Genomic DNA, 14,495 nt, shown 5'->3' on the forward strand with positions numbered 1-14,495 from the left:
CGGCTCAAATGCATCGGAACTGCTGGAAACTGCTGTCAGACTTGTCACTTCCAAAGATTGACAGGGTAGTTGAAAGCCTTCACAAAATATAAACTTCGATTTGTATATTTGATCAAACAAATGAAACGAATACATCGCTTATCACTGTCTTTCACCTCCGGAATCCTGTTAAGTCTGCCCTGGCTCGGCTTTCCCGGATGGATACTTTTCGTTGCATTTGTACCACTACTTTTTCTTGAAGATTTTTTCAAAAGGAAAAAAGATCAGTATCCTTCCATTTCGCTGCCGCAACATGTTTTTTTAGCCACGCTGGTCTGGAATGTTCTGGCTTCGTGGTGGATGGCTAAAGTTTCAATTGTTGGTGTGGGTTCAGCCATGGTTTTCAATGCTTTTCTGATGGCAGGAGTGTGGTGGATTGCCCATTTAGCAGGTCGAAAACTATCACCAGGATTAGGGTATTTGTTGCTAATTGCCTTATGGATTTCGTTCGAGTACATTCAGTTTAACTGGGATATAGAATGGCCCTGTTTGCAAATGGGCAGTGTACTTGCAGACCATGTCAAATTGATTCAGTGGTATGAATATACCGGAACATTCGGAGGAACACTTTGGCTGTTAGTATTGAATTTAATGCTATTTCGAATCTTTAAGCATCTCCAGCAAAAAACACCCTTCTTACACATCGTTCCAACAACTACCATTTTCTTGTTAGCGCTGATCGTGCCTTTACTTATTTCGAATAGGCAGTATAATAGTTATGAAGAAAAGCCGGATCCGGTTCAGATTACAATTATTCAACCCAATGTTGATCCTTATAACGAAAGTTTTGATATGGCAGCCGAAGAGGAGAAACTGAATCGTTTTATGACATTGGCAGCAGAAGTTACAAGCGATGAAACAGACTTTATTTTGGGGCCTGAGACTGTTTTTGAAAATCCCACTTACTGGAATGAGGCCAATTTCGGCAGCAACGAATTTATAACACGATTAAGCGCATTCATAGGGCAATACAAAAAGGCCGAGCTGGTTTTTGGAGTTTCCTCCTTTCATGTTTATAAAAATAAGAATGAAGCTACAATAACTGCCCAAAACAGGGACGGGATAATTTACGACAGGTACAACACTGCTTTATACCTGACCAGGGAAGGAGAGCTGCAAACCTATCATAAATCGAAGCTGGTTGCAGGCGTGGAAAAAGCACCCTTTCTGAAATACTTCCCGTTTTTAAAGAACTGGTTTCTTGATCTGGGTGGTGCATCGGGTAACCTTGGCCGACAAAAAGAAGCATCGAATTTTGTTTGTGAAAACGGAGTGAAAGTGGCGCCTGTGATCTGTTTCGAATCGGTTTTTGGAGAATATCTTACGGATTATGTAAACGCCGGTGCCGAAGTTATTTTCGTAATCACCAACGACGGGTGGTGGAAAAACTCACGAGGGTATAAGCAACACCTGCTTTTTTCGCAGTTGCGAGCCATTGAAACCCGACGGAGCATCGCACGTACTGCCAATACTGGTACATCATGTTTTATTAATCAACGCGGCGAGGTGGAACAAGCTACTGAATGGTGGGTAGAAACAGCAATTTCAGGAAGCATCAACAAAAACGATAAGATCACTTTTTATGCACAATATGGCGATTACATTGCCCGCGTAGCACTGTTTGTAAGTGTAATGCTTGTTTTACTGCTGATTGTGCGAAATTTCACGGAAGAGCAAAAAAAATCCGCACCAATTTGATTTGTGTAAAACCCCTGTATAACAGGATTTGAGTGCCCGATTGATCAAACTTCCACCGGTCCGAAGACTCATCCGTCAGCTGACGGACTACAAGGCCTGTTTTTACAACCATAAAGAGCTTTCTCGGTTTAATTTTTTCTGTTGAGTTTACCAATCTAATTAATGCGGAAAATATCTTTTTTCTATCTGAAAGAACGCTTGCTTGTTGATTCAAATGTAGCTGTAAGCATTGGTATATGCAAATTTTAGCACTTAATTCTAGGCTTCCACAATGTAACAGATTGTTGGTTAGTTTATTAAAACCGGGCCTTTTTGTTGGAGTATAAATATTTAATTACGAATATGAACATTATGATCCAATATTGTTTGAAAGGTCAGGAAATCAGCATGTTATATTCTTATTTCTAATGCCGTCCATTGATGAACGATTTTAAACCATCCCTAAGTAATTCAGTATGGTGCTTTTATGACGCCTGGCTAAGATTTAAGGTTTTGGAAATTCTGTTCAAACGGTATTGATATAACTGTGTACCTTTAATAAATCGACCAATACTAGAATAAAAAACGGGAATCGGAGATAATCCGGATTCCCGTTCTACAACTAACTAATTAAACTAACTTAAATATAAAGTTCAACTTTATTTCCATTGTATTTTACAGTTTCAACCAAGCCTTTGTCCGACAGGAATGGAATGGCATTTTCACCTGAAACCTTGTGAATGCGGAACACTCGATTTTCGATCATTCCATCAAATCCACCTTCACGATCCGTGATCGTAAGTTTGTGTTGATCTTCGGAGTATTCAAACTTAATGGTGCTGAATTTTCCTTCCTCGTAATTGTAATTGGTCGATTCGTCTTCGTACAAGGTAAAACTTCCGTCTTTTCCGGTATATACATAAATGTCGATAGGCGCATCACGCTTCTGATCGGTGTATTCAATTTCAGGACCGGCAGGAAGAATGGAACCTTCGCGCACATAAAGTGGCATCCGCTCGTAAGGAGCTTCCACATTGAGTTGCTGACCTCCTTCTATAAATTCGCCTGAATAAAGGTTGTACCAACCTGTACTTTCCGGGAAATAAACTTCACGTGAGGTCGCTTCATATTCGTATACCGGGCAAACCAGCAACGACGAGCCAAACATAAACTGATCGCCAATATTCAAAACATTTTTATCTGCAGAAAAATCCATGGCTAAGCCACGCATGATGGTGTAATCTTCGTGGTAAACAGCGCCCGTAAGGCTGTAGATATAAGGCATCAAACGGTAACGCAGTTTGTTGTAATACAGCATCGATTTATACGCCGGATGGCTTTCGGGAGCGATGTTCCAGATTTCGCGGTAAGGATACTGACCATGTACCCTGAAAAGCGGAGCAAAGGTTCCGAACTGGTACCAGCGGGTATTCAATTCGCGCCATTCTTTCATGTCTTCGCTGCCTTCCTCGGCACGTTCAAATTTCTTTTGAACACAGAAACCGCCAATATCCATGGTCCAGTAGGGCAGACCCGACATCGAGAAGTTGATCCCTGCCGAAATCTGTGCTTTCATATCCTCCCAGGTTGTACCAATGTCGCCACTCCAGGTAGTTGTTCCGTAACGCTGCATGCCGGCAAAACCCGAACGTGTCAGGATAAATACGCGGTCAACCGGATTTTCCTGACGCTGGCCTTCGTAAATACCTTTGGCATTCATTAAAGCATAAGCATTGAAATATTGGGTTGATGGCCCCATTGATGTTGGGTTCATCAGTTTTTTGCGGTACTCTATACTGGCATTCGACAGAATATCGGGTTCGGTAGCATCGAGCCACCAGGCATCAATACCTTTCGAATAAAGTTTTTCGTTGATCTGTTTCCAAAACAGTTTTCGAGCGTCGGCGCTGTAGGCATCGTAAAAAGAACCGATATAACCCGGCCATATCCAGTCTTTGATGCTGTCGTTGATGGCTTGTTTGTACATCCAGCCGTTCTCATCAAATTCTTTGTAATGTTCTGTTCCAAGGTAAAATTTGGGCCACACCGAAATCAGGATACGGGCATTGTTTTCATGCACCATGTCAATCATTCCTTCCGGATTGGGGAATCGTGCGGCATCAAAATCGTGACTTCCCCATTCGGTAACCGGCCAGTACGACCAGTCTTGCACAATATTGTCGATCGGGATGTGTCGTTTCCTAAATTCTTTCAGGGTATTTTCCAACTCATCCTGTGTTTTGTAGCGTTCGCGACTTTGCCAGAAACCCATGGCCCATTTCGGCATCACCTGCGCTTTTCCTGTAAGGTGGCGGTAGCGCGAAATCACATCGTCCATCGATTCACCTTTCATGAAATAGTAGTTGATCTGGTTGCCCATTTCAGAGTAAAACGAAATGTCATCCTGCTGTTCGGCCGGTACAGGAGACAGTGCTTTTAATCCGATGTACGAAATACCGCCGTCAGGAAACCATTCCAGCTTCAGGTCGTGTTTTGTTCCGGGCTCCATTTCAACCTGGAATTTGGCTACTGATGGATTCCATGCAGTCCGCCATTTGTCGGCCATTAACTGCCCGTCGATCCAGATTTTTGTATAACCGGCGTAATACAGCAAGAAGTGATACAAGCCACTTTCAGGGGCTTCAATCTGTCCTTCCCAGGTTATTTTGGCATTGTTGAAATCGAAACCTTCAGGGAAATTCTCAACAGTTTCCAGGTTTTCGTAATCGATGGTCGATTCGTTCCTGACCGTAAAAACATGGTCAGTTTCAGTATTGTCAATATAAGTTGCTGTCAGGCTGTTTGCTTCGCCGTCCTTGTTATAAAGTTTGAATTGATCCATTTGACCATAGGGACGCGGATCACCAAATCTCGATAGCGAATAGTTGTCCCACAACAAACCATAGTTTTTTGTTGAAATGATAAAAGGAATAGAAACCTTGGTATTGTATTGAAACAGTTCCTCGTTCTTGCCTTTGTAGTTCATTTCGTCGGCCTGGTGTTGTCCCAAACCGTAAAGCGCCTCGTTATCCGACGACTCGAAAACCTGTTGCATACTGTAGGCTTTTACACCGTCAACTTCAATTGGTTCGAGGTTTTTACCACCATTGGCTTTTTCCTGCAGGTAAAGGTTTCCTGCTTCGTCGTAGAATTGAACTTCGCCACTTAGTTTCGATACTTTTACTGTTGTTTTTGAAGTTGATACCAACAGAAAATCGCCGTCGTCTTTTACGTCGAATTCAACTGTTTTTATTTCAGACTGAACAACCAGGCTTTCTTCGTCGCTAAACGTTTTGGTGGCACTTGCCGAAACTTTTATGATCTCTTCATCAACCGGAGCGATTAGGATCGCTTTTACAGTGTTAGCTTTTGTTGGATATACGATCACTCCGTTTTCACTCGATTCCCAGTTTTGCTGCGAACACGAAAAACTAAAGAGTGCGATAAGCAGTACGATTAAAAATTGTTTCATCGGTATATTTATTTACTTGTTATTGTCTCAAAATCTGTCCGTCTTATAATTTCTTAGAATGGATAGTTCCCTTCTTCAGCTCCTTTTAGCAAGCCTTTGTACGAAAGCGAATCTCGCACCATGTTGTTGGTGCGGTCGAATATTGAATTATCCCAACAAAATGGTATAATGCCTTTATTTTTCGATTCGCGGGCAATTGTTTCATAAAAGTAAGCCCTCGATTCGTCGTGTTTTTGTTGCCATTCCTGGTTGCCCAAATGACGGTGCATCGCCCCGAATTCACCCAAAATAACAGGGATGCCGACATTCACAAACTTGGTTTTCGCTTTTAGGAACTGCGCGGCGAGGTAATTTTCTTCACAATCCCAGTTTGGATAACGGTCGGGTGCGTCGGCAACATGATAGGGAGCCCCCCAGAAATAAAACATTTTTCCCCAGTCAGCATCTTCATCCATCAGGCAAAACTGATAGGGAGAATAGTAGTGAACTTCGGCAAACAGCCTGTTTGCTACTTGGTCGGTTGGCATAAACTGAAGCGAAACGGACTTGTCGATATTGGTATACGGTGCCTGTACGATGAGGTTCCGGTATGCATTCCGTCCACCGGTTGCCCGCACCACATCTATAAAAGTTTGCAGATAAACCTTTAAAACATTGGCCTGTTGCTGGTCTTCGGCATTTGGTTCGTTGGCACCTGCAAACAAAAGGTGCTCATCGTAATCGCGGAAATACACGGCAATTTGTTTCCAGATAATCGCTTGTTTGGCCGCTAATTCTTCCTGTTTGGCCGGTGTGCAATTATTTTCGAGCCAGCCGCCGTCCCAGTGAATGTTCAGAATGGCGTACATCTCGTTATTCACGCAATAATCAACAACTTCCTTTACCCGTTGGAGCCAACTTTCCTTTATTCGGTAATCTTCTTGGTCGATGAGGTACTGATCCCACGAACAGGGAATTCGAACCGCGTTGAATCCTGAAGCTTTCACCGCTGCGATCAGATCGTTGGTTGTTTTGGGGTTTCCCCAGGCTGTTTCTCCGCCAATGGCTTCCAATGTATTCACCAGGTTCCAGCCCAGGTGGATTTTTGCAGCCAGTGTTTTTGCATCGCTCTCCATTCCGCTGGCGTCGGGTTCAATATAGCTGGCAATCGCCGGCTGGAAAGCATCCTGTGAAACGGAAATGCTGACAGGATCGACCTCTAAACCACTAATGGTAACAGTTGCAGAGCGCTCACTCTCTTTATAGCTGGCTTTTGCCGAAATGGTAATGGTTGCATTGGAATGTGAACTTTGCCGCGATGCAGTACACCACGGTTCATTGCTACTAATGGTCCATGCGGTGTTTGATGTAATCGAAATATTTTGGGTGCCACCATCGGCAGTGAAACTGAGTGAAACAGGGATAGCCGATAATTCATTTGGAATTAGTGGTTTGTCTTCCGGATTTTCTGATTTGCTGCATGCTAAACCAAGAGCGGCCAGCACAAAAAACAGAAGAACGTAGGTAGCCGATTTCATTTTAATAATTTATTCGTTAGAGTTAGATGTGAAGTACAAATATAATCTATATTGTGAAAACGACAATAACTTTCCTGCAACAGGATGAAAAGTATTGAAATGCTGTTCGTTTTAGGCAACTATAGTTTCCTTTTTCTAAAATAATACGAACGGTAGAGATAAATTTTAATGCTTAACTTTACTTCTGCTAAAATCATGCTAAACGATTCAAATCTGTTCGAATGAAACTTTTGTCGATTCTATCACTGTTGTTTCTTGCCAACATTACATGGGCTCAAAAGAGTATGCCTACCGACTCAAAGGCCACAACTGAAACAATCAATCTGTACCGTAACCTGATGCAACTGCAACACGAAAAACTGATGTTTGGACATCAGGATGATCTGGCTTACGGGCACACCTGGGTGTTTGAAGAAGGCCGCTCGGATGTGAAGGAGGTTTGTGGTGATTATCCGGCGGTTTATGGTTGGGAGCTTGGTCACATTGAACTGGGTGACGCTTACAGTCTTGATTCTGTATATTTCGATAAAATTCAAAAGTGGATAAAAAAAGTATACGACAGAGGTGGCGTAAATACCATAAGCTGGCATTTGCGAAATCCTTATACCGGCGGCACAGCCTGGGATACATCATCAAAACAAGCGGTTAAATCTATTTTGCCGGGAGGCGAAAAACACGAGTTGTTTTGCACGTATCTCGACCGACTGGCAACTTTTCTGGAAGGACTAAAAACGGAGGATGGAACATACATTCCGGTTCTTTTCAGACCTTATCATGAGCACACCGGAAGTTGGTTCTGGTGGGGAAAGAATCTCTGTACTCCGGTCGAATACAAAGCACTGTGGCGGTTTACGGTAGGTTATCTTCAAAACGAAAAGAATATACACCATCTTTTGTATTCGTATTCGACTGATCGTGTTAAAACAGTTGATGAGTACCTGGAGCGCTATCCCGGAGACGATATTGTCGATATTCTGGCCTTTGATCTTTACGACCGTGGCCCCGATTATCCTGAGGCATTAAGAACCTGCGCGACCATTGTAACCGACTTGGCTAAAAACAGAAATAAAGTGGCAACCATGAGTGAAACGGGTGCATCGCTTTCCGAAAATCCTGAGTGGTGGACAAAAACTTTGCTCGAAGCTGTCAAACCCTTCGATTTGTCGTATGTGCTTGTTTGGCGAAATCCTTGGAAACGTGCTGATCACGGTGCATTTGGACCTTACAAAAACAGCCCTGATGCTACAGACTTTGTGAAATTTTACAACGATCCGAAGACCGTATTTCAGAAAGAAGTAAGCAAGCTAAATCTGTACAAAAGTAAGTGATTTAAAAAACTGAATTCAGGAAGTCTATTCCAGGAAAAAATTGGTCTCTATCAGTTGTGTGGCCCGGATGGCTTCTTCATTGGTTCTGAAGCTGTTTTTGTCTTTGCGGAGCAATTTCCTGAGTTCTTTCTTTTTATCGGGGAAAAGCGCAAGTAAGGAACCCCGTTTAAGCTTAACCTTTTCAAAATGCATATCGGGAAAGCAGATATAATAATTCCGACGCAGTACAAAATCCGAAACCTGCAATAAACCATTACGGTCCTTATATGGCGAGGTTTTTTCCTCCATCGTCCGGTTAAATATTACAAGTTGAAGCCTACCTTCGTACAGCATTTCAAAATAATGATCGCCTTTTGGTATTCGGTCGAACTCCATTTTCTTAAAGCGTTGCGATGCTTTTACTCTTTTATCAAATACAAATTCTGATACCGCATCTTTATCAATTGTAATGGCGCGTCTGTTGTTTGTATTTAAATAGATCAATTCATCGTCTACAGTATTGTATTTAAGATGAAGGTTGGTGTAAACATCTCCGTTTATGAGAACTACCGAACCTGTTTCCCAATTGTCATCATAAAACTGTGAACCTCTTGGTATATAAATCGGATAGAATTGTTTGCCGGGGATTTTGTAATTCGTGGTATTCGAAGCCGTTGTTAGTTTTATCTCAGGCGAAAATTTGTTTTTCTGTGCCCAGGAAACCGACACCAGCAGCATAAACAAAACAAAAGCCAGAACGCATTTTGTATTAAATGCCATTACTGATTTAGCGTATGTTTTTGTGTACATCATTTTATTTTTGCCTTTATCGCTTACCGGTTTTCGAAAACCTTGTGGTGTTGTAAAATATTTTGTTGTTTGCTTATTACAATTACGTCAACTACAATATCTCCCTGTATATCCGAAGTATCGAAATTTATTGTTTCCGAAGAGCTTACTTCTGTCCATGTTTTCCGGAAGAAAACCTTTTTGAAATCAGGAGTATTTGTTCTTCTCCAAGAAGTGTTCTTGAAATTCCATTTTGATTCAGGCTGCAAACACTGGTAGCGTATCAGGTTGACTCCTTCAATGTTCTCCACCCAGGTCGTCGATGGCTGGTGAGTATAAACTGCCAGTACTCCGCTAAAGCCAAGGTCACCAAAATACTGTTTATAGAAAACCGCATCAACCTTTTTTATTCTGCTAGTTCCCATGTCGGAAAATATTTTAGGATCGAACACCGGAACGCCATCCAGTAGTTTAAAAGGTTCGTCATTGAAAATATTATCGGTGCCGTGGTCGAACAAACGGATGGTCACTTCATCTTTTCGTTCACGGTACTGAACACCACGCAGAATTTCGCGCGAAATTTCCTGGAAATCGGGTAGATCGATAAATTCTTCAGGGTAAAATGAAGCAGTTGGCTTCCCGTAAAACGGATAAGAAAATTCGGTACTTATCGAAAACGTATCGGTACTGATCTTGTTGTAAGTTTTGAAAAATCTGTCGAAATAAGCCGCTTTTATAAGGTCTTCTGCATAGCTTCGTTCTTCGTTATTCATGAATTTTTGAGAAGTAACAAAAGCCGGTGTCTCAATGTAGTTTTCATAGAATTCAATGCTGTTCAAGCCAGGCGTTTCTGTTAATTCCTGAACGATGAGGTCGCCAATTCCGTAGGCATTCCGCAGGTAGAAATAAAAACGACCAAGACTGTCGGAAATGCAATAATCGAAGTAGGGTAGAGTATCCGATATGCTTAGTATTATCTTTGCCCCCTGAACTTCTTTTCCATCCTGATTCGAAAATATTTTACCCTTTATCAGCAAACCATTCTTTTCGCGAAAGGGCATATATGCTGCTTCTTTTTGAACAAGTGGAGCACTTACCCAACCCGTACTGAAAGCTTCCGAGTTGACGTCGGCCAAGCGGGCAGTAACGATCATTTCTTCTGCTTCGTTCTGAATTTCTTCAGGAATGTTGATGGTGAAACTCACAGGCTTTGATCCTTCCACTCCCTTGTTCTTTACGATTCGAATCTCGTTTAACTGATCGAAATTTTGCAATGAAAATTCGGGGTAGTTTAAACTACTGATTTCAGTGTCGAAGCGGTTATATACCGTTAAAAGGCGTTGATGAACCACAGCAGATGTTTGTGCCATTTGTACATTGGTAAACGCTTTTAAAACGTAGGTGCCGCTTGAAAGCGAATCGGGAACGGGCAGAAAACCGCGGCCGGTAATTTCGTTTGATACAATGTTTACGCGTGTGATATGTTTGCCATCCAGTTTATCAAGTTGAACATGAACCACATTTCCCGCTACGTTTTCACGTGTACCATCGAAAACCGCTGTGGTGAACCAAACGGTGTCGCCGCTGACGCATGAAGTACGGTCGGGAATTAAAAATACCTTTTCCTGTGCAGTGGTGGTTAGTCCCATTACGAACACGAACAAGAGTAATATGGCTGAATATTTTTTATTCATCAGGATAGGTTCTGGATATTTGTTCCCAGAAATCAGGGCGATCATCTTTTATATAACCTCTTTCGGGAATATCATAGAAATAAGGAATTTTTCGTAGCCAGAATTCTTCCCGTTTTCTGGTATAATACAGAAAGTAACGGTACTCTGACCGGGTTGTGATCTCAAAATTGCCGAGTACTAGCTTCGACGGATCGCTGTCGCAATACATGTTGCCTTGTAACTGCACGTAAACCGGATCAAATATTCTTCCTTCAGTTCCAAGTTGCTGGTTAAGGTCATTATAATAGTTATAGGAATTTTCGTTAATGCCAAATTCATCAATAAGATAGATCCAGCCCATGAAAGACAAGGTATCAGGCATGTATTTGAAATAGTCATCCTCAAAAAACTCCAGCGGATGTTTTGAGATATCGCGGCTTGCACTGTAGGAAGGCGGACCGGCAATGTTAAAGATACCGCTCGGATAAACCGAACGCCAAATGTATATAGGACGGGTTTCAGGCATACCCATAATCACAGTATCGTAAGTATCCATGTATTGAATGACTTTTCTGCCGTAAAAGCGATAGTGGTTTAAGGTTTCCTGATCATTAATATCTGCAAGGATTTGAATACCGTATTCTTTTACAATGTCATCAGCAGTGTTGGCAGCGCCCCTGACAGAAACTCTGTAATCCCTTTCTCCATATACTGTATCGATAACAGGAGTTATCGGAACTTCCTGAGCTTCGGATATGTATTGTTTGCCATCGAGATTGATATGCAGCGTGTAAATACGGTTAGGATTGAGAAGTTCATTCGTGATATATATTCCCGCAGTTGATTCGGCAAAATTCAATGTGCCTCCCTCGTCGTCAGTGAGGAAAACAGTTGCTCCGCTAACCCTGGGATACGATTCGTCGGTAGCATTAAAGCCCCTTGATCGGTATAGTTTAATGCTGTTGAATTGCTGATCAACCCGAAGAATGGCCTCAACCACCAGCATGTCATCTACTTCATCTATCTTTGGATTGTAGATCTCCTCGCAGGCTACAAAAGTCAGGATAAGAATCAATATGTATAAACCTTGCTTCATATCAGAACTTAAAATTGTAGGTTAATGATGGAACCGGAACTCCGATAATCGACATTTTATACAATCCATTACCTCGAGAGCCCGAACCCGGTGATGCTTTACGGTAATACACCGAATACGGATTATTTCGACCATAAACATTGTAAACCGATAAGGTCCAGCTGCCTTTCCACATTCGCTTTCTTCTCAGGTTTTCATCGAAAGTAAGCGAAATGTCCAGACGATGATAAGGTTCCATTCGGTATTTATTTCTGTCGGAATAATAAACCAGCGTTTCACCGGCGTACTGGTAAGTCATCTCAGGCAAAGTAACCGGCCTTCCCGAAATAAAAACGAAGTTACCCGATACCCTCCATCTGCGGCTGATATTGTAAGTTGCAACAGCTGAAAGGTCGTGTGGTTTATCGTATATCGAGGGGTAATAATCGCCCTTATTAATCTGTTCTTCGTCGAATTCACCCGTAGTTTCCCGCATGGTACGCGAATAAGTGTAGTTCAGCCAGCCTGTCAATCTTCCTTCTTTTTTGTTGAGTGACAATTCCAGTCCATAGGAATAACCATCAGCCGGAATGAGGTCGGTTTCCAGGTGCTCGTTCATAATAATTTGAGCGCCGTTTTTGTATTCTATCAGGTTTTGCAATTGCTTGTAATACGCTTCAACAGTAAAATCGATGCCGGTAAAAAGCATATTATTGGTAAGCCCTACGGTTATCTGATCGTTAATCAGAGGCTCCAGGTGATAATCGCTGGTTTTCCAGATTTCTGCCGGCGAAATTACAGCGCTGTTGCTAATTTGATTCACATACTGTCGGGTTCGCTGGTAACTCAGTTTAAACGAATAACCATTTTCGGCATCATAATTCATTGAGATGCGAGGTTCCAGACCACCGTATGATTTTACCGTTTCGTTTTTGCCGAACTCCCTGGTGTCGATCACTGTTTCCGGGCTTTTGGGGTGGTTCTCGTCATAAATTAAAACGGTCGATGGCCCTCGTAAGGCAAACAAACTATAGCGTAATCCGGCATTCAGTGTTAATCCCGGAGTGATATCAAACTCATCGCTGGCATAAACAGCACCTTCAAATGCTTTTTCCGGGTTTATTTTTTGAGGAACCACAATGGTTGTATCGGAATAAGCCGAAATTTCACCGGGTTCGTTTTCATACCTGATCAGGTTAAAGCCGGTTTGTGTATTGTGCAACGGGTGCGGATGCCAGATCAGGTTATATTTTGCAGCATCGTACCGGATGTTGTTATCCAGGTAATAAGCTTCATAATCTTTTCCATCGGCCAGATCGGTTAGTCTGAAATGGTAATCACTGTGCGACAGGTTCAACTCGCCAAACAGATTTTCAGTGAATTTGTTACGCGATTGTAAATTGAGCAGCAGATTGCCATATTCATTAACCGATTGTGAACTTGTACTGAACTCGTCGTTGCTGATATAGCCCATTAAACGCAGCGAGTTGTGTTTGTCGAAACGGTACATCAACTTTCCGCTGGCATCGTAAAAATTGGTGGTACTTTCCGAAACAACAGGATCGGGCACCAGGTCGAGCAGCCAATCGGAATACGACAATCTTCCGCCGGCAGCAATGGTCAGTTTTTTATCTTTGGTCAGCGGTCCGTCCAGCGCCAGTCTCGAGTTGATGGTTCCAATTCCGCCATAAACACGCAAAATGTCGGAGTCGCCGTTTTTTATGTCTACTTCCATAACCGATGATACACGTTCGCCATAGCGTGCCGGCAGCCCGCCCTTAAAAACACGGAGGTCTTCCACAAGGTCGGGATTAATCATCGACAAAAATCCGAAGAGGTGAGTGCTGTTGAAAACAGGAGAACCGTCGAGTAAAATCAGGTTCTGGTCCGAATTTCCGCCTCGTACGTTAAAGCCCGACGAAAGTTCACCAACAGAAGTGATCCCCGGCATCATGGTAATACTTTTTATAACGTCGCGCTCGCCCATCAGTAAGGGCAGGTTTTTTATTTCTTTCGACGTCATTTGTACCAGACTGGTTTGCGTGCGCGACGAGTTAAACTCATCCGCAACAACAATCACTTCTTCCAGGTTGTGCGTTTCTTCAAAAAGTTCGAACTCAGCCTCACCGGATTCGATCAACTTGATTTTTTGCTCATACTCCTGAAAACCCATGTACGAAATTTTTAGAATATGTTCGCCGCTGGGAAGATCCAGGGTAAACTTACCTTCCGAATTTGTAGAGGCTCCCTTCTCAAGTTTTGGTTCGTAGATTACTGCTCCCGGAAGTGGATCGCCGGTTTTTCCGTCGATTACTTTCCCGGTTATTGTTCCGGTTCTGTATTTTCCCAGGTTAATTGGATCGCCAATCACCAAAATTCCCCCTGACGCATCGAATGTTGTTCGGGTATCCATACGCCGTGGATAAACCAAAATGGCATTATTCTGAAATACCTCGAAAGTAAGGTCGTGTGTTAAAAAAATACTATTCAATGCGCGAAGGAGAGGATTTTCGTTAAACGTTGTGTTTATGGTATAAGGGGCTACCCATGATTTCTTGTAAAATACCTGAACACCATAATCTTTTTCAAGGGTTTGCAAAAAACTTTCGAGCGGAACATTCCTGAAATTACCCGATATTTTAATCGCTTCAAGCTTTTGGGCCTGAACAGGTAATGTATTCGTGAAGATCAACATCAAGCACAGGAAAAAAATAGATCGGCTTAATAGTGTTTTCTGCATTGCTTAATTGCGATAAGTCCGGTTGGTTGCAAAATTAGCGTTCTAAAATTACATAATTTTTTAGTGTATTTCCAGCTTTCAATATAAAACAGGTATGCTTCAAAACACCCTAAATTATTTTAAAATAATATGTATTATTTTAAGTTGCTTAATTACAGTTCTTTTCGGCAGCGTTGATTTTTTTGTGTTAGACCAAACAAATTGTC

General features: G+C 42.3%; 8 protein-coding genes. 2 read left to right on the plus strand and 6 right to left on the minus strand.

All coding sequences use genetic code 11. The features are described from left to right. Positions 1-120: 120 nt before the first annotated feature. Positions 121-1,737 carry an apolipoprotein N-acyltransferase gene (gene lnt / locus HFD85_RS05020; protein WP_167605636.1) on the plus strand — a complete coding sequence of 539 codons (1,617 nt, stop codon included), beginning with the start codon at positions 121-123 and terminating at the stop codon, positions 1,735-1,737. Positions 1,738-2,356: 619 nt separating this feature from the next. Here lnt and HFD85_RS05025 read toward each other — a convergent pair. Next, positions 2,357-5,188: a TIM-barrel domain-containing protein gene (locus tag HFD85_RS05025; RefSeq protein ID WP_206081861.1), complete on the minus strand. Its 2,832-nt coding sequence runs from the start codon at positions 5,186-5,188 to the stop codon at positions 2,357-2,359. A 53-nt stretch (positions 5,189-5,241) separates the two neighbouring features. Further along, positions 5,242-6,705, minus strand: coding sequence for a cellulase family glycosylhydrolase (locus tag HFD85_RS05030; protein WP_167605638.1), 1,464 nt, complete (start codon positions 6,703-6,705; stop codon positions 5,242-5,244). Positions 6,706-6,926: 221 nt separating this feature from the next. Between HFD85_RS05030 and HFD85_RS05035 the strand changes: the two genes are divergently transcribed. Beyond that, positions 6,927-8,033 carry a glycoside hydrolase family 26 protein gene (locus tag HFD85_RS05035; protein ID WP_167605640.1) on the plus strand — a complete coding sequence of 369 codons (1,107 nt, stop codon included), beginning with the start codon at positions 6,927-6,929 and terminating at the stop codon, positions 8,031-8,033. 24 nt (positions 8,034-8,057) lie between these two features. On the opposite strand, the gene HFD85_RS05040 is transcribed toward HFD85_RS05035, so the two are convergent. The 4 genes from HFD85_RS05040 to HFD85_RS05055 are packed head-to-tail and all read right to left on the minus strand — an operon-like array spanning position 8,058 to position 14,244. After that, the gene (locus tag HFD85_RS05040; RefSeq protein WP_167605642.1) at positions 8,058-8,825 is read right to left on the minus strand and encodes a hypothetical protein; all 768 of its coding nucleotides are present in this window, start codon (positions 8,823-8,825) and stop codon (positions 8,058-8,060) included. Positions 8,826-8,845: 20 nt separating this feature from the next. After that, a complete protein-coding gene (locus tag HFD85_RS05045; protein ID WP_167605644.1) occupies positions 8,846-10,495 on the minus strand; it encodes a hypothetical protein in 1,650 nt (549 codons plus the stop codon). Continuing rightward, positions 10,488-11,570, minus strand: a complete 1,083-nt coding sequence (locus HFD85_RS05050; RefSeq protein ID WP_167605646.1) for a DUF4249 domain-containing protein — start codon at positions 11,568-11,570, stop codon at positions 10,488-10,490. Before HFD85_RS05050 ends, HFD85_RS05045 begins: the two co-directional genes overlap by 8 nt. A 1-nt stretch (position 11,571) precedes the next feature. Next, complete coding sequence (locus tag HFD85_RS05055; protein ID WP_167605648.1) at positions 11,572-14,244, minus strand: carboxypeptidase-like regulatory domain-containing protein; 2,673 nt, start codon at positions 14,242-14,244, stop codon at positions 11,572-11,574. Between the last annotated feature and the right edge of the window lie 251 nt (positions 14,245-14,495).

This window comes from Maribellus sediminis (assembly GCF_011799805.1).
Classification (GTDB): Bacteria; Bacteroidota; Bacteroidia; order Bacteroidales; family Prolixibacteraceae; genus Draconibacterium; species Draconibacterium sediminis_A.

Bases quoted from the DNA above. Each gene is read 5' to 3' on its own strand.
- HFD85_RS05055 (WP_167605648.1), bottom strand. From the start codon at position 14,244: ATGTTGATCTTCACGAATACATTACCTGTTCAGGCCCAAAAGCTTGAA.
- lnt (WP_167605636.1), top strand. From the start codon at position 121: ATGAAACGAATACATCGCTTATCACTGTCTTTCACCTCCGGAATCCTG.
- HFD85_RS05040 (WP_167605642.1), bottom strand. From the start codon at position 8,825: ATGATGTACACAAAAACATACGCTAAATCAGTAATGGCATTTAATACA.
- HFD85_RS05045 (WP_167605644.1), bottom strand. From the start codon at position 10,495: ATGAATAAAAAATATTCAGCCATATTACTCTTGTTCGTGTTCGTAATG.
- HFD85_RS05050 (WP_167605646.1), bottom strand. From the start codon at position 11,570: ATGAAGCAAGGTTTATACATATTGATTCTTATCCTGACTTTTGTAGCC.
- HFD85_RS05025 (WP_206081861.1), bottom strand. From the start codon at position 5,188: ATGAAACAATTTTTAATCGTACTGCTTATCGCACTCTTTAGTTTTTCG.
- HFD85_RS05030 (WP_167605638.1), bottom strand. From the start codon at position 6,705: ATGAAATCGGCTACCTACGTTCTTCTGTTTTTTGTGCTGGCCGCTCTT.
- HFD85_RS05035 (WP_167605640.1), top strand. From the start codon at position 6,927: ATGAAACTTTTGTCGATTCTATCACTGTTGTTTCTTGCCAACATTACA.